General features: G+C 73.0%; 16 protein-coding genes. 11 read left to right on the top strand and 5 right to left on the bottom strand.

Annotated elements, in window-relative coordinates; translation table 11 throughout:
- The first annotated feature begins 14 nt into the window (after positions 1–14).
- Positions 15–1,625: a cell division protein PerM gene (locus tag AC3EUV_RS06440; RefSeq protein ID WP_432141467.1), complete on the top strand. Its 1,611-nt coding sequence runs from the start codon at positions 15–17 to the stop codon at positions 1,623–1,625.
- 44 nt (positions 1,626–1,669) lie between these two features.
- Here AC3EUV_RS06440 and AC3EUV_RS06445 read toward each other — a convergent pair whose 3' ends face one another.
- Complete coding sequence (locus AC3EUV_RS06445) at positions 1,670–2,572, bottom strand: hypothetical protein (RefSeq protein ID WP_432141468.1); 903 nt, start codon at positions 2,570–2,572, stop codon at positions 1,670–1,672.
- A 246-nt stretch (positions 2,573–2,818) separates the two neighbouring features.
- Between AC3EUV_RS06445 and purN the strand changes: the two genes are divergently transcribed.
- Positions 2,819–3,475, top strand: coding sequence for a phosphoribosylglycinamide formyltransferase (gene purN / locus AC3EUV_RS06450; RefSeq protein ID WP_432141469.1), 657 nt, complete (start codon positions 2,819–2,821; stop codon positions 3,473–3,475).
- The gene (gene purH, locus AC3EUV_RS06455; RefSeq protein WP_432141470.1) at positions 3,472–5,031 is read left to right on the top strand and encodes a bifunctional phosphoribosylaminoimidazolecarboxamide formyltransferase/IMP cyclohydrolase; all 1,560 of its coding nucleotides are present in this window, start codon (positions 3,472–3,474) and stop codon (positions 5,029–5,031) included. Before purN ends, purH begins: the two co-directional genes overlap by 4 nt.
- 85 nt (positions 5,032–5,116) lie before the next feature.
- Here purH and AC3EUV_RS06460 read toward each other — a convergent pair whose 3' ends face one another.
- Both AC3EUV_RS06460 and AC3EUV_RS06465 read right to left on the bottom strand, forming a co-directional pair.
- A complete protein-coding gene (locus AC3EUV_RS06460) occupies positions 5,117–5,692 on the bottom strand; it encodes a hypothetical protein (RefSeq protein ID WP_432141471.1) in 576 nt (191 codons plus the stop codon).
- A gap of 117 nt (positions 5,693–5,809) precedes the next feature.
- A complete protein-coding gene (locus tag AC3EUV_RS06465; RefSeq protein ID WP_432141472.1) occupies positions 5,810–6,571 on the bottom strand; it encodes an RDD family protein in 762 nt (253 codons plus the stop codon).
- A 242-nt stretch (positions 6,572–6,813) separates the two neighbouring features.
- Here AC3EUV_RS06465 and AC3EUV_RS06470 point away from each other — a divergent pair, with 242 nt between their 5' ends.
- Together AC3EUV_RS06470 and AC3EUV_RS06475 are read left to right on the top strand one after the other, a co-directional pair.
- Entirely contained in the window at positions 6,814–7,668 is an 855-nt protein-coding gene (locus AC3EUV_RS06470; RefSeq protein ID WP_042147487.1) for a bifunctional methylenetetrahydrofolate dehydrogenase/methenyltetrahydrofolate cyclohydrolase, read from the top strand.
- 66 nt (positions 7,669–7,734) lie between these two features.
- Positions 7,735–8,163, top strand: coding sequence for a DUF3017 domain-containing protein (locus tag AC3EUV_RS06475; protein WP_432141473.1), 429 nt, complete (start codon positions 7,735–7,737; stop codon positions 8,161–8,163).
- Between the two features lie 111 nt (positions 8,164–8,274).
- Here AC3EUV_RS06475 and AC3EUV_RS06480 read toward each other — a convergent pair whose 3' ends face one another.
- Complete coding sequence (locus AC3EUV_RS06480) at positions 8,275–8,688, bottom strand: peptidase inhibitor family I36 protein (RefSeq protein WP_432141474.1); 414 nt, start codon at positions 8,686–8,688, stop codon at positions 8,275–8,277.
- Positions 8,689–9,013: 325 nt separating this feature from the next.
- On the opposite strand from AC3EUV_RS06480, the gene AC3EUV_RS06485 reads away from it, so the two are divergent.
- From AC3EUV_RS06485 to AC3EUV_RS06500, 4 genes are all read left to right on the top strand, one after another.
- A complete protein-coding gene (locus tag AC3EUV_RS06485) occupies positions 9,014–9,934 on the top strand; it encodes a helix-turn-helix domain-containing protein (RefSeq protein ID WP_435602370.1) in 921 nt (306 codons plus the stop codon).
- Positions 9,931–10,887, top strand: a complete 957-nt coding sequence (locus tag AC3EUV_RS06490) for a helix-turn-helix domain-containing protein (RefSeq protein WP_432141476.1) — start codon at positions 9,931–9,933, stop codon at positions 10,885–10,887. Before AC3EUV_RS06485 ends, AC3EUV_RS06490 begins: the two co-directional genes overlap by 4 nt.
- 249 nt (positions 10,888–11,136) lie before the next feature.
- The gene (locus AC3EUV_RS06495) at positions 11,137–12,243 is read left to right on the top strand and encodes a helix-turn-helix domain-containing protein (protein ID WP_435602371.1); all 1,107 of its coding nucleotides are present in this window, start codon (positions 11,137–11,139) and stop codon (positions 12,241–12,243) included.
- A gap of 459 nt (positions 12,244–12,702) precedes the next feature.
- Positions 12,703–13,695 carry a malate dehydrogenase gene (locus tag AC3EUV_RS06500; protein ID WP_432141478.1) on the top strand — a complete coding sequence of 331 codons (993 nt, stop codon included), beginning with the start codon at positions 12,703–12,705 and terminating at the stop codon, positions 13,693–13,695.
- An 81-nt stretch (positions 13,696–13,776) separates the two neighbouring features.
- Here AC3EUV_RS06500 and AC3EUV_RS06505 read toward each other — a convergent pair whose 3' ends face one another.
- Entirely contained in the window at positions 13,777–14,136 is a 360-nt protein-coding gene (locus AC3EUV_RS06505; RefSeq protein WP_432141479.1) for a hypothetical protein, read from the bottom strand.
- 150 nt (positions 14,137–14,286) lie between these two features.
- On the opposite strand from AC3EUV_RS06505, the gene AC3EUV_RS06510 reads away from it, so the two are divergent.
- Both AC3EUV_RS06510 and AC3EUV_RS06515 read left to right on the top strand, forming a co-directional pair.
- A complete protein-coding gene (locus tag AC3EUV_RS06510; protein WP_435602372.1) occupies positions 14,287–15,234 on the top strand; it encodes a helix-turn-helix domain-containing protein in 948 nt (315 codons plus the stop codon).
- Positions 15,146–15,334 carry a DUF397 domain-containing protein gene (locus tag AC3EUV_RS06515; RefSeq protein WP_435602373.1) on the top strand — a complete coding sequence of 63 codons (189 nt, stop codon included), beginning with the start codon at positions 15,146–15,148 and terminating at the stop codon, positions 15,332–15,334. Before AC3EUV_RS06510 ends, AC3EUV_RS06515 begins: the two co-directional genes overlap by 89 nt.
- Positions 15,335–15,377: the final 43 nt, after the last annotated feature.

Consider the following 15,377-nt stretch of genomic DNA (forward strand, 5'->3'; position numbering starts at 1 on the left):
GGCAGCATGGCGGCGTGAGCCAGTTGATCGAGCGCGGCCCCACGTTGTCCTCGCACGGCCGGACCGCCGCCCAGCGCTCCTCCGCGATCGGCGCGGCCTTCCTCGGCGGTGTGACGGCCGCCGGTCTCGGCCTCGGCGCGCTGACCGTCGCCGTGCTGCTGCTCTGGGTCGCCTCCCCCTACCCCGACAGCGGCCCCTCCCGGGCCCTGCATCTCGCCGCCGACCTGTGGCTGCTGGCGCACGGCGGCGACCTCGTACGCACCACCGCCCACGCCGCCGCCCCGGTCGCCGTGCCCCCGCTGCTGCTCGCCGTCCTCCCGGTCTGGCTGCTCCACCGGGCCGCCCGGCACGCCCTGGCAACCTCGGCCGACGGCCCGCCCGGCCCCGCCCCGTCCACCGGCCCGGCCGCGGACGCCGCCCCTACGGTCGCGCCGCGCACCCTGCTCGGCGCGCTGCTCACCGGATATCTGCTGATCGTGGCCGGGGCGCTGGTCTACGCCTCGGGTGGCGGGCTGCGGGCCGAGCCGCTCAGCGTGCTGTTGTGCGTACCGGCCACCACGGCCGCCATCCTCGGCGGCACGGCCTGGCGCCTCCTCCGGCACCCGGGCACCGAGCTGCTGCCCGCCAGGATCCTGGCACTCAGGTCCAGGGCACCGCGCCGGGTGCGCGCCTTCCTCGGCGGCTCCCGGGTCGCCGCCGCCCGCCGGGGCGCCGTGTGCCGGGCCGCCGGCTCCGCCCTCGGCGCCCTGCTGGCGGCCGGCGGTCTGCTCACCCTGCTCTCGCTCGGCCTGCACGCGGGCCGGGTACGCCATGACCTCCTCCAACTCGCGCCCGACTGGGCGGGCCGCGCCACGGTCCTGCTGCTGTGCCTGGCCCTGCTCCCGAACGCGGCCGTCTGGGGCGCCGCCTACGGCCTGGGGCCGGGGTTCACCGTCGGCGCGGGCAGCACGGTCGCCCCGCTGGGGACCTCGGCACATCCCGTGCTCCCGCAACTGCCGCTGCTCGGCGGACTGCCCGACACCGGCCCCGGAAGCCTGCTGACCTGGGCGGTGGCCGTCGTGCCCGTGGTGGCGGGGGTGCTGCTCGCCCGTGAAGTGGCCCGCTCCGCCACCGCGCCGAGCACTCCGCGAGCGCCCTGGTCCTGGTGGCCGACGGCCTGTGTGGCGGCCCTGGGGGCCGGCCTCTGCGGTCTGGTCATGGCCGCGCTCGCGGGCCTCGCCGGCGGCGCACTGGGCACCGGCGCGCTCGCCGACTTCGGCCCGAGCTGGTGGCGTACGGGCCTGGCGGCAGCGGCCTGGACCGCCCTGACCGGCATCCCGGCCGCGGTCGCGCTACGGGCCTGGTGGCTGCGGACCCGGCGACGGGAGGCCGAGGCCCCGCACAACGAACCGGCCCCGCAGGAGCCGGTGAGCACGAAGGACGAGGCCGACGCCGCGAAGGACGGCGGAGACGGCACCGCGAAGGACGGCGGAGACGGCACCGCGAAGGACGACAGCGACACCGCCAACGACAGCGACGACCCGAGCCCGCCCAGCGCCCTCACCGCGGCCCGGTGCGGCCCGGCTGCGCCCGTTGGGGGTGCGGGGAACTGCGCGACCGGCCCCGACGCAGCCGCAGATGACTGACGGCGCCTACCCGGCCACCCGGGCCGGGACCGCGGAGCGCCTCGCTACTTCTGCGTGCTCAGCAGCGGCCGCAGCTCCTTGGGGAGCAGGTTCTCGCAGGACTTGCCGGCCGACTGCGTCAGGGCGTCGTTGACGCAGGTGAAGTAGTCGCGGTAGACGATCTGCACGGTGAAGGTCGCGGCGACCATCATCAGCGCCAGCGACGCGGTCACCAGCCCGGCGATCGCCGAGGTGACCTGCGGCCGGGTGGAGCCCGGCGCGGACGGGGCGCCGGGCCGGTCGCCGCGGCCGGGCTGCTCGGCGGCGGGCGCGGGGCGGCCCTCCATGGCGGCGGTGGTCGCCGCGGCGGACGCCTTCGCCGGGCTCGGCTTGGCGCGCAGCGCGCTGATGCCCCAGTAGATCGCCAGTGCACTCAGCAGCAGTGCGACCTCCGGCAGGCTGAACAGCACGAAGAAGAACGACCACATGCCGGCGAGGAGGGCGTAGCGGGCCCGGCGCTGGGCCGGGTCGGTGGGGTCCCAGCGCAGTCCGCCGGGGCCGCCGGGACCACCGGGGCCGCCCTGCTGGCCGTTGCGGCCGCTGGGCCGGGTGCCGAAGCCGCCGTTCTGGCGCCCCGGCTGCCGGGGGCTCCACTGGCTGCCCCAGCTCGGCGTCGGCTCGTCCTGCGGCTGCTCCTCGTCGCCGTCGCCGTCCTGGCCGGAACGGGTGCGGTGGCGCGGGCGCCAGACCTGGTCGGGGGTGCCGGCCGGCGGCGGGGCGAAGGGGTTGTCCCGCTCGGTGTCCGGGGAATCCGGGGCGGTGGGCTCCGACGACGAGGACGACGAGGACGACGACTTGCGCTCCCGCGGCAGCAGCACCACCCCGGGGGCGGTGGCGGGCTGGGGGTACCACCCAGCGGTAGCTGGGGGAGGGAGCAATAGGGCCGCGCGGCGGCGTCGGTCCGTCATCTGAGGTGTGTCTTCCCCTTGTCTCGTCCGCGCGCGGGCCTCGGCGGCCGGCGCGCGGTTACCACGAACTGCATGCAGTCTTACGCCTGACGCTACCTCCCGTGCCCGCCCCCGTCCCGTGGGGGCCGCGCGGTGTGCCGGTATCGTTGCTGACGGTCGGCGCCTTCGTAGGGTTCCCCGGATCTGCGGTACCCGCAGTCTTGTACGACCACACAAAGCACGCGAGATCGGAAAAGAGCCCCCGCCGTGGCTTCCTCCCCACCCCCCGTCCAGCCCGCCCGACCCGGCCGCCCGGCCCGCATCGTCGCGCTCGTCTCCGGTTCCGGGACGAACCTTCAGGCGCTGCTGGACGCCATCGCCGCGCAGGGCCCGGAGGCGTACGGGGCCGAGATCGTGGCCGTCGGCGCCGACCGCGGTGCCATCGCGGGGCTGGAGCGCGCTGCGGCCGCGGGGCTCCCGGCGTTCGTCTGCCGGGTCAAGGACTACGACAGCCGGGCGGACTGGGATGCGGCGCTCACCGAGGCGACCGCCGCGTACGAGCCCGATCTGGTGGTCTCGGCCGGCTTCATGAAGATCCTGGGCAAGGAGTTCCTCGCCCGCTTCGGCGGCCGGACGGTCAACACCCACCCGGCGCTGCTGCCGAGCTTTCCCGGTGCCCACGGCGTGCGCGACGCGCTCGCGTACGGCGCGAAGGTCACCGGATGCACCGTCCACTTCGTCGACGACGGTGTCGACACCGGCCCGATCATCGCCCAGGGCGTGGTCGAGGTCCGGGACGAGGACGACGAATCCGCGCTGCATGAGCGCATCAAGGAAGTCGAGCGATCGCTGCTCGTCGAGGTCGTGGGGCATCTGGCCCGGCACGGCTACCGCATTGAGGGACGAAAGGTACGTATCTCGTGACCGCCACCGAAGGCACGAAGCGGCCCATCCGCCGCGCGCTGGTCAGCGTCTACGACAAGTCCGGGCTGGAGGAGCTGGCACAGGGTCTGCACGCGGCGGGCGTCCAGCTCGTCTCCACCGGATCGACGGCCGCGAAGATCGCCGCGGCCGGGGTGCCGGTCACCAAGGTCGAGGAGCTGACGGGCTTCCCCGAGTGCCTCGACGGCCGGGTCAAGACCCTGCACCCGAAGGTGCACGCCGGCATCCTGGCCGACCTCCGCCTGGAGGACCACCGCCAGCAGCTGTCCGAGCTCGGCGTCGAGCCGTTCGACCTGGTCATCGTCAACCTCTACCCGTTCCGGGAGACCGTGGCCTCCGGCGCCACCCCCGACGAGTGTGTGGAGCAGATCGACATCGGCGGCCCCTCGATGGTCCGCGCCGCCGCCAAGAACCACCCCTCGGTGGCCGTCGTCGTCAACCCCGCCCACTACGGCGAGGTCCTCAAGGCCGTCGCCGACGGCGGCTTCGAGCTGGCCGGGCGCAAGCGGCTGGCGGCGGAGGCGTTCCAGCACACCGCGGCGTACGACGTGGCGGTCGCCTCCTGGTTCCTGGACGGCTACGCGGACGACTCCGCCTTCCCCGAGTTCCTCGGCGCCACCTACTCCCGCAAGAACGTCCTGCGCTACGGCGAGAACCCGCACCAGGGCGCCGCGCTGTACGTGGACGGCAGCGGCGGGCTCGCGGAGGCCGAGCAGCTGCACGGCAAGGAGATGTCGTACAACAACTACACGGACACCGACGCCGCGCGCCGGGCCGCGTACGACCACAGCGAGCCCTGCGTCGCGATCATCAAGCATGCCAACCCCTGCGGTATCGCGGTCGGCGCGGATGTCGCCGAGGCGCACCGCAAGGCGCACGCCTGTGACCCGCTGTCCGCCTTCGGCGGCGTCATCGCCGTCAACCGCCCGGTCTCCGTGGCGATGGCCGAGCAGGTCGCCGACATCTTCACCGAGGTCATCGTGGCCCCCGGCTACGAGGACGGCGCGGTCGAGATCCTCGCCCGCAAGAAGAACATCCGCGTGCTGAGCTGCCCCGAGGCGCCCTCGAACCCGGTAGAGGTCAAGCCGGTGGACGGCGGCGCGCTGCTCCAGGTCACCGACCGGCTCCAGGCCGAGGGCGACGACCCGGCGAACTGGACGCTGGCCAGCGGTGCCGCGCTGTCCGCCGGGGAACTGGCCGAGCTGGCCTTCGCCTGGCGGGCCTGCCGCGCCGTCAAGTCCAACGCGATCCTGCTCGCCAAGGACGGCGCCTCGGTCGGCGTCGGTATGGGCCAGGTCAACCGCGTCGACTCGGCGAAGCTCGCGGTCGAGCGGGCGGGCGAGGAGCGCGCGCAGGGCTCGTACGCCGCCTCGGACGCGTTCTTCCCGTTCCCGGACGGCCTGGAGATCCTGACCGCCGCCGGCGTCAAGGCCGTGGTCCAGCCCGGTGGTTCGGTCCGCGACGAGCAGGTCATCGAGGCCGCGAAGCAGGCCGGCGTGACGATGTACTTCACGGGCACCCGGCACTTCTTCCACTGAGCCGCCGCACAAACGCCCCGAGGGCCGCACCCCGCGTGGGGTGCGGCCCTCGGGGTGTGTCCGGGGTCGCTCGCGTCCGCCGCGCTCAGTAACGCGGCCGGTTGAACCAGGCGTTGCCCTCGTCCTTGGCGACGAAGACCAGCACCAGGACGCCGAGGACCGTGTGCACCAGGCCGATCGGGAAGGTGCACAGGCTCAGGATGATGTTGGCGACACCGAAGACGATGGTGCCGACCCGGACCCCGTTGCCGCCGTTGGCGAACTGGAGGGCCAGCGTGATCGCGCCGACGGTGAAGATCACGATGATCACGATCACCGCGATCAGCAGGCCCTTGCCGACGTTCATCGCCGTGATGTTGTCGGCGGCGGTGTCCAGCGTGGCTTCGTGCGATGCCCTGCTGACTCCGCCCAGCCCCATCACCGCGAGGACCAGGCCGATGAGGTTCAGACCGGACAGCACGAACAGCAGCACCCGGGCGGCCTTGACGCCACCGGGCATCACCGTGGGGTACTGCGGCTGCATCCCGGGCATGGGGCCGCCCGGGTAGCCGCCGCCGTACGGGGCCATCGGCTGCTGCGGCTGCGGAGGCTGCTGCGGATAGCCGTAGTTGGGCTGCTGCCCCGGCGGCGGACCGTAGGGATTCTGATTGGGGTAGCTCACGAGCGGTGTCCTTCGGGCGACTTGAGGCGGAATCGGCGAGCGCCGCGAAGGCCCCGGTCGCGGCTGCGAGGGGGCCTTCGCGGGCTCTTCAGGGCGTCCGTGCAGCCCAGAGCGGGCTTACTTGACGCTCACGACCACGGTGCCGGCGAGCTTGTCCGCCCAGGTCTGGCTCTTGTCGTCCCACAGCGGCCACAGCCAACCGAGGCCGCACAGCAGGCCGTTCAGGTAGCGGCAGAGGTAGCGCACGAAGGTCATGCCGAAGCCGAGGGGCTGGCCGGTGGTCTCCTTGATGACCTTGACGCCCAGCGCCTTCTTGCCCGGGGTCTGGCCGGAGGCGCCTTCCTTGGCGATGAGGAAGAAGGTCCCGCCGATCATGATCAGCCACGCGAGCGCGATCATGATGATGGCGCCGACCGGCGTGGCGGTGTCCGCGGCCGTGTTGTAGGCGTCGCTGATGCACTGCACGTCACCCGGCGGGCAAGACGAGGTGTCCGGGGTGGCCGACGAGGCGGAGCCGGCCGCCATGACACCGGCGATGATGTACAGAATGATCGGCACCGCGGCGATGATCAGGCCGTCGACCAGGAAGGCGCCCAGCCGGGCACCCCAGCTCGCGTAGCCCGTGGGCATGCCCATGCCCGGCATCCCCGGCTGGCCGTAAGGCGCGCCCTGCTGCGGGTAGCCGCCGTAAGCCTGCTGCTGCGGCGGGACGGCCTGCTGCTGGGGGTAGCCGTACTGCTGCTGCTGCGGGGCCTGCTGGGGGTAGCCGTAGCCGGGCTGGCCCTGCGGCGGGACCGGGGGCTGCTGGCCGTACGGGCCCTGCGGCGCCTGCGGCGGCTGCTGCTGCCCGTACGGGTTGTTCGGGTCACCAAAGCTCATCTGCTGTTTTCCTCCGTTGGGTCAGTGGGGGACACAAGGCGTGACGCGGAGGAAAAACAGGATTCACTGGCCACCCCCCGACGAAGCCTGCGGCACTGCGGCGTCAATCCTTCTAGTTGCGCATTCACTCTGTCCAGTCAAGGGGTCTCACCGTTGTCCAAGTGCAATGATCAATTCCGGCCATCGGCGACCCGCATGCCCTGATTGGAACGTGACCGCCCTCATCCGGGAGGATGGGGGGTATGACTGCCCAGATTCTGGATGGCAAGGCCACCGCAGCCGCTATCAAGTCCGAGCTCGCCACCCGCGTCGAGGCCCTGAAGGCCAAGGGCGTGCAGCCCGGTCTGGGCACCCTCCTGGTCGGCGACGACCCGGGAAGCCGCTGGTACGTCAACGGCAAGCACCGTGACTGCGCCCAGGTCGGCATCGCCTCGATCCAGCGCGAACTGCCGGAGACCGCCACCCAGGAGGAGATCGAGGCCGTCGTACGGGAGCTGAACGAGGACCCCGCCTGCACCGGCTACATCGTCCAACTCCCGCTCCCCAAGGGCATCGACGCCAACCGCGTCCTGGAACTGATGGATCCGGCCAAGGACGCCGACGGGCTGCACCCGATGAGCCTGGGCCGGCTGGTGCTCGGCATCGAGGGCCCGCTGCCCTGCACCCCGTACGGCATCGTCCAGCTGCTGCGGCGGCACGAGGTCGAGATCAAGGGCGCGCACGTGGTGGTCGTCGGCCGCGGTATCACCATCGGCCGCCCGATGCCGCTGGTGCTCACCCGCAAGTCCGAGAACGCCACGGTGACCCAGTGCCATACCGGCACCCGGGACCTGTCGTCGCACCTGAAGCAGGCCGACATCATCGTCGCCGCGGCCGGTGTGCCGCACATCATCAAGCCCGAGGACGTCAAGCCCGGCGCGGCCGTCCTGGACGTCGGTGTCAGCCGTGACGAGGCCGGCAAGATCGTCGGCGATGTGCACCCGGGCGTCGCCGAGGTGGCAGGCTGGGTCGCCCCCAATCCGGGCGGTGTCGGCCCGATGACCCGCGCCCAGCTGCTGGTCAACGTCGTCGAGGCCGCCGAGCGCGCGGCCGGCTGAGCGCGGCGGGACCTGAGACCCTTGTCCGTGACAGACGTATCCGGAGACCGGAAGGGACTGCCCGCCATGGGTGCCGACGTGCATTCGGATGGAGCCTCCGAGCCGCAGCGCTCCTCGCGCCGCTTTCCGACGCTGACCCGCGACACGGCCCGCCCGGAAGGCGGCGGCCGCGCGGCCGCGGGCGGCTACCCCGCGCCCGCCCGGCAGTGGCCGCTGCTCAGCGTCATGGGCGGGGTCGCGGCCGGACTGCTGCTCGTGGCGCTCGACGCGTTCCGTATCGGCACGCTGGTGATCGGGCTCTCCCTCCTGGCCGGCGCGGTGCTGCGGTGGGCGCTGCCGTCGGTGGGCATGCTCGCCGTCCGCTCCCGCTTCACGGACATGGCGACCTACGGCCTGCTCGGCTTCGTGATCGTGATGCTGTCGCTGATGGTGCAGCCCAAGCCGTGGATCCACATCCCGTTCCTGGACGACATCGTGCACTTCACGGTGCGCTGACCTGGAGCGGCTGCGCACGGCCGCACGACGATGACGGCGGCCCGCCCCTCCCCCTAGGGAGAAGGCGGGCCGCCGCCGTGCTGTGACGCGAGGGCTACCCGGCCGGCCGGGTCAGCGCACGCACCACTTGTTGGAGTAGATGGTCATGAGGTTGCTGCCGATGAACCGCCAGCCGGTGCCGCGGTTCAGCTTCGCGTGCCGGCCCCGGTAGTTGGTCTTCTCGTAGACGGTCACGCTGCACTGGGAGCCGTTGTTGTACGCGGACAGCGGGTAGTTGAAGGCGCCGCCGTAGCGCTTGAGATTCCGGTTGTTCGACCGGACCTTCTTCGGCGTGCCCTGGAAGTTCGTCCTCGGGTAGACGCACAGATAGGTGCGGGGGCAGTTGGCCGGCGCCCGCTGGACGGTGACCGAGCCGTGCTTGGTCGGTGCCGGGGCGGCGGACGCGCCCGCGGTGGGGGCCAGTGCCAGGCCCCCGGAGACCGCCGCGGCGGCCGCGGCGAGGGCGATGCGCTTGCGGACGTTCATGGTGTGGGTTCCTCCCCTGTGCGGCGGAGGCGCGTCGGCCGCGCCGCCCGCTGTTTGCGCCACCGACTGTGCGCCCACCCGCCGTTGCCCGGCCACGGGGACCGCCCCGGTGGGGACGCCGTGGGATGTCCCACCCGCTGACCTGCGGGGACGTCACCGCCCCGGAGGCTCCGGTGGGACGGGGCGGGGCCGGACCGCGGCCCGGACGGCGTTCCGTACGGCATGCGGAACGGCAAAGGGCGGAAACGGAGGCGGCATCCGCGCCATCATCGGCGACAAAGGGGGCCATGGCCTCGGGGGAGTACGAACGCGTATGGGGTGGGACATGTCGCGTTGGAGCGGGCTGCCCGCATCGCTGGACCATCGGGTGCGGCAACTGGCCGTACAGCTACGGAGGTTGAAGGACCACAGCGGGCTGAGCCTGGCCGCGCTCGCCGCCCGCACCCCGTACAGCAAGTCGTCCTGGGAGCGCTATCTCAACGGCAAGAAGCTGCCGCCGGCCGGTGCCGTGGAGGCGCTGGCGCGGCTCTGCGGGGCCGATGTGACCCGGCTGCTGGCGTTGCACGAGGTCGCCGCGCAGGCGTGGAGCGCGGGGGGACGGGGGTTGATGACGGAGGCCCGGCCGCAGGGCCCTCAGGCCCCGCAGGCCCCAGCCCCGCGAGCCCCCCGGGTGCCGCCGGGCCCGCCGGTTGCGCCGGGCCGCAGCGGGCCACCACCACAGGCGGCGGCGCGGGACGAGCCGCCGCTCCCCGCCGTGCACTCCGCCGCGCACACGGCCGTGCACCCCGCCCCCGCCCCCGCCGCCGGTCGCCAGGTGCCGCTCGGGCCGCTCGTCCTGGGCGCGCTGGCCGTGCTCGTCGTGGCGCTGCCGGTGCTGCGCCCCTGGCAGGACGACCTCGCCGCCGGGCGCGGTGCGGGCGCCGCGATGGCCGGCCGCGGCTCCGGTGCCGGGCCGGAGTTCACGCCCCGGCCGGGGGAGACCTTCGGCTGCCGTCTCCAGCTCCGGGACGGCGCCCTGTATGCCGGGCACAGCCGTACGGGTTCCGCGGTCCTGGGCAGCGGCGCGGAGGGCTGGGACGTCGTCGAGGCGCAGTGTCTGCTGCGCCGCCACGGGTACGACCCCGGCGTGGTGGACGGCGTGATCGGCGGCCGCACCCTCCGCGCCGTCAAGCGCCTACAGGCTGGATCGGGGCTGCCCACGGACGGCATCGTGGACCCCGGCACCTGGAAGGCGCTGCGCCGGTGAGCGGGCCCGGCGTGGCGCCGCGCGACGGTGTCGAGAGTTCCCGGCTGGCCGCGGGCCTGCGGGAGTTACGGGCCCGCACCGGGCTGAGCCTGGCCGCGCTCGCCGCCCGTACCCCGTACAGCAAGTCGTCCTGGGAGCGCTATCTCAACGGGAAGAAGCTGCCGCCCCGGGACGCGGTCGAGGCGCTGTGCCGGCTGGCTGGGGAACCGTCCGGCCGGCTGGTGGCGCTGTGGGAGCTGGCGGACGCGGCCTGGAGCGGACGCGGCCGGACCGGCACGGTGCGGGCGCAGGCCCGGGAGGCGGGGAGCGCGGCGGCCCACGGACCGGGGAGCACGGCGGCCCATGGCCCGGGCAGCGCGGTGGCTCCCGGCCCGGGCAGGTCAAGTGCGCCCCCTACGGCCGCGGTTGAGACGGCCGGGCCCCCGGCGGACAGCGAGGTCACGCCCCGGTGGGCACCGCGCCCGGCCCGGCGGGTGGCCGGCCTGGCGGCCGGGGCCGGGGCCGGAGCCGCCGCGGTCGCCCTCCTCGCGGCCCTGGCCGCCTGGACGACAGCGGGCGCGGCCGGTCCGGTGAGGGGCGATGTGCCCGCCGCCCCCGAGGTCACCGGCTGCCGGGCGACGGCGTGCGACGGCAAGGACCCGGAGTCGATGCGCTGCGATCTCCCGGAGCTGGTGCGGACGCCCGTGGAGCGCACCGCGGTTGGTGGCGAGCGGGTGCAGCTCCGTTACGGCACGGTGTGCGGCGCGGCCTGGGGGCGGGTCCGGGACGGCCGGATCGGGGACCGGGTCGAGGTGGTGGTGCCGGGGGTGCCACCGCGGTCGGTGCGGGTGCTGGACCGGTTCGACGCCGAGGACTCGCTCGTCACGCCGATGGCGGCGGCCCGCGGGCCCGAGGGCGTCCGGCTCTGCCTCTATCCGGCGGGCGGCGGGGCCCGGGAGTGCTTCTCGGCATAATGCCTGACCGGGGCCTATATTGATGCCCTCCTGGCCGGTTCTTGTCAGGATTCGTACGGAAGTCGTCCGGACTCCGTCGGAAATGCCACACTGCTGGGGTCACGGGCGCACGGACGGGTGACCTATGTCCGCATGCTCCCGTGTGCCCGTGAAGGGAAACGCCGTCCTGACCGGGGGCGTCCCACGGGGAGCAAGGAGTGCGGGCCGGGGGCCGCGCTCGGCACGTACGCGGGGGGATAGGGGGAGGCAATGCCTCGCTGGAAGGCGCTGCCGGAGGAACTGGACCCGCAGGTGCGGGAGTTCGCCGGTCAGCTGCGCAGGCTCGTGGACCGCAGCGGCCTGAGTGTGGCCGCCCTCGCGGACGCCACGGGCTACAGCAAAACGTCCTGGGAGCGCTATCTCAACGGGCGGCTGCTGCCACCGCAGCGCGCCGTGGTCGCGCTCGCCGAGGCGACCGGCGCGAATCCCGCCCACCTCACCACGCTGTGGGAGCTGGCCGAACGGGCCTGGAGCCGCGACGAGATGCGGCAGGACGTCACCATGGAAGCGATCAGCGTGGCCCAGGCGCGCGCCGCGCTCGGCTGGGACGCCGACCAGGCCGAACCCCCGGCGAAGAGCGCGAAGTTCACCAACGCGAAGTTCACCAAGGGGACAAAGGCCGCACCGGCGTCCGGTACGGCACAGCCGCCCCGGGTGCCCCAACAGCGGCGCACGGACAGCCCGTCGGCCGCGGACTTTCCCCAGTGGGCGGCCGTCGCGGGCCCGTCCCCGGCCGCGGCGCCCGCGGACCAGGGCCCGGCCCGGCGCACCCGCCGCGGCCGAATACTCATGGCCGCCGCCGGTGCGGCCGGTGTGGCGCTGGTGGCCGGCGCCGCCTTCCTCCTGCTCAACCCCGGCAGCGGCACGGCCAAGAAAGCGGCGGCCCCCCGCCCCGCGGCCGCGCCGAGCGCGAAGCAGGTCCTGCCGGCCGGGGTGCGCTGCACCGGCGCCGGCTGCGTGGGCAAGGACCCGGAGGCGATGGGCTGCGGCGGCGGGCATGCCACCACCCCGTCCCGCGGCCGGGCGGGCCGGGCGGTGATAGAGGTCCGCTACAGCAAGATCTGCCACACCGCCTGGGCCCGGATCAGCCAGGCGGCACCGGGCGACCAGGCCACCCTCAGCGCCGGCGGCCACAGCGCCACCGCGCGGGCCGAGCGGAACGGCGCCGCCTACACCCCGATGGTCGAGGTGACCGGCGACCCGGCGAAGGTCGCGGCCTGCGGCACGACCGTGGCGGGCGTGAAGGGCTGCTCCCGTCCGGTTCCGGCCACGCCCGCCGGCGCACCCGCCCCGTCGGCCGGCGCCGCGGTCCGCTAGCGCACCCCTGGCACGGGCGGCAACCGCACCGCGCGGGAGCCGCCCGGCCGGCCCGCAGACCCGGGATCACCCTCCGCGGAGGATGTCCGAAAGACGGGGGGCATGCCCTCCAGGATCCCGGGCATGCGACGAATACCCCCCCCCACGGGTGTGGCACAACTCGGCGGCCGCCCGCACTCCCCCCTCCTTAGAGCGGGCGGCCGCCGCCCTCGCCCACGGGGCCGCGCGCGGAGCGCATGCCGGACCCCGCAAGCCCGGTTCCGGACCGCCGTACGGACGTCCCGGGGCACCCGGTGAGGTGTTGCACACCAGCCCGGCGCCTGCCCCCGGCAGGGGTCCGATAGCCTGACGGACGGGTCTCTCGATACCAAGAGACCTCGATAGCTGGGCAGGGACACCCACCGCCAACCATGGTGGTCCAGGGGCTTGCCCCCGGAACACACCGCGCAGGAGATCGCCATGACCCGCACTCCCGTCAATGTCACCGTCACCGGTGCAGCCGGCCAGATCGGTTACGCACTGCTCTTCCGCATCGCTTCCGGTCATCTGCTCGGCGCGGACGTGCCGGTGAAGCTGCGCCTCCTGGAGATCCCCCAGGGTCTGAAGGCCGCCGAGGGCACCGCCATGGAGCTCGACGACTGCGCCTTCCCGCTGCTTCAGGGCATCGACATCTCCGACGACCCGAACGTGGCCTTCGACGGCGCCAACGTCGCGCTGCTCGTCGGCGCCCGCCCCCGTACGAAGGGCATGGAGCGCGGCGACCTCCTGGAGGCCAACGGCGGCATCTTCAAGCCGCAGGGCAAGGCCATCAACGACCACGCCGCGGACGACATCAAGGTCCTGGTCGTCGGCAACCCCGCCAACACCAACGCGCTGATCGCCCAGGCCGCCGCGCCGGACGTCCCGCGCGAGCGCTTCACCGCGATGACCCGCCTCGACCACAACCGCGCGCTCTCGCAGCTCTCCAAGAAGACCGGCACCCCGGTCTCCGAGCTCCGCAAGCTGACGATCTGGGGCAACCACTCCGCCACCCAGTACCCGGACATCTTCCACGCCGAGGTCGCGGGCAAGAACGCCGCCGAGGTCGTCAACGACCAGAAGTGGCTGGCCGAGGACTTCATCCCGACCGTCGCCAAGCGCGGTGCGGCGATCATCGAGGCCCGTGGCGCGTCCTCCGCGGCCTCCGCCGCCAACGCCGCCATCGACCACGTCCACACCTGGGTCAACGGCACCGCCGACGGCGACTGGACCTCGATGGGCATCCCCTCGGACGGCTCCTACGGCGTCCCGGAGGGCCTGATCTCCTCCTTCCCCGTCACCACCAAGGACGGCACATACGAGATCGTCCAGGGCCTGGAGATCAACGACTTCTCCCGCGAGCGCATCGACGCGTCCGTGCAGGAGCTGACGGAGGAGCGCGAGGCCGTCCGCGGTCTCGGCCTCCTCGGCTGACCCCACGCCGCGGCCGCCCCGCACGGGCGGCACCGCAGCACCTACGAGCCCGCACGGTCCACGACGGCCGTGCGGGCTCGGTCATGTGCGCTCGCCCCGCAGTTCCGTTTCGTCGGCTTCCTGGTCACCGTCCGGCGCCACGGGCAGGCGCGCGCCCCGGCTGTCGGCGACCCGCAGCACATCGCCGAAGGACTGCGTGGTCGCCCGCAGCGCCAGCCGTAACGCGTGTTCCCCCGCCTTGCCGTCGTCCAGTACGGCCACCGCGCCCTTGAGCACATCGGCACCGTCACACAACTGCTCCGCCTCGACCTCATCGGCCAGCCGCGACAGCACACCCCCGGCTCCGTCCGCCGACAGGAAGCACGGCTTCCCGCCCTCGCTCTCCCACGGCAGCAGGCGCAGCCCCGGCAACGGCGGGACGGCATCCCGGTCGTAACTCATGCTCAGTGACTCCCAGAGGTTGGTTGCGCAAGAACCCGGCGCAGTTGTCAGACCCACCCATTACGTTGGGTGTGTTCAGCGTTGCGCCCCGTAGTGCGGGTCGCAACGTCAGACGCGTGACACTCACCTTCTGGCACCAAGGGGGATGCGGTGAGCCGACGACGACGCAATGCAGAGAGTGGACCGGCAGCCACCAATGCCGCCGTGTTCGGGGAGGTCCTGAGGCACTTCCGGGAGGCGGCGGGTTACACGCAGGAGGAGCTGGCGAACAAGATCCCGTGCGACCGCTCGCAGGTCGCCCGAGTGGAGGCGGGCACGCGCGTACCGCAGGACACGTTCGCCAAGCAGTGCGACGAACTGCTGCGGACGGGTGGCGTGCTGCTGCGTTTGTGGGGGCGGATCGACTGGTATCCGGAGGTGCAGCATCCGGACTGGTTCGAGCGGCGGGCAGAGATGGATGCGAAGGCGGTGGCGCTGCGGGAGTATCAAGAGCGGGTTATTCCTGGCCTGTTGCAGGCGCCCGGCTATGCGCACGCGCTGTTCTCGCAGATCGCGAGTGGCGATGCGGTGGAGGAGCGAGTCCGAGCCAGGCTGAGCCGCCAGCCGCGTTTCCTGACGGATGACGGCCCGCTGTACATAGCTGTCCTGGACGAGAGCTGTCTGCGCAATGCGGTGGGGAGCCCGGAGGTCATGCGTGACCAGTGCGCGCATCTGCTGTGGGTCGGACAACGGCCCAACATCCGTATCCAGGTGGCTCCGGCGCGCCTCTTCGGGCTCGTTCGCCCCAGGGGTTCCATGTCGCTGATCGAACTGCCCAACGGGCGGTGGGTGTACTCGGAGTCGCTGGACCGCGGCCATTTCAACAACGATCCGGCTGTCTACGTCCGTCAGACCCAGACCTATGATGTGCTCCGGGCGGATGCTCTGTCAGCCCCCGAATCCGCCGCTCTGATCGGCGACTTCATGGAAGGGTACGGGGACCATGGGCAAGCACCAGGTGGGTACAGCGATGTGGATCAAGAGCAGTTACAGCGACAACAACGGCGGCAACTGCATCGAAATAGCCCCCGATATCCCCGACGCCGTCCCCGTCCGTGACAGCAAGGACCCTGACGGCCCCGTACTGGTCTTCCCGACGGGCGGCTGGTCGTCCTTCGTCACCGCGCTCAAGAACGGGGAGTTCCCCGCGGCTGTCTGACCCACGGCAACCTTGGGTTATCGCGCTGACACGGAGCGCTCCA

The organism is Streptomyces sp. bgisy130 (genome assembly GCF_057708345.1).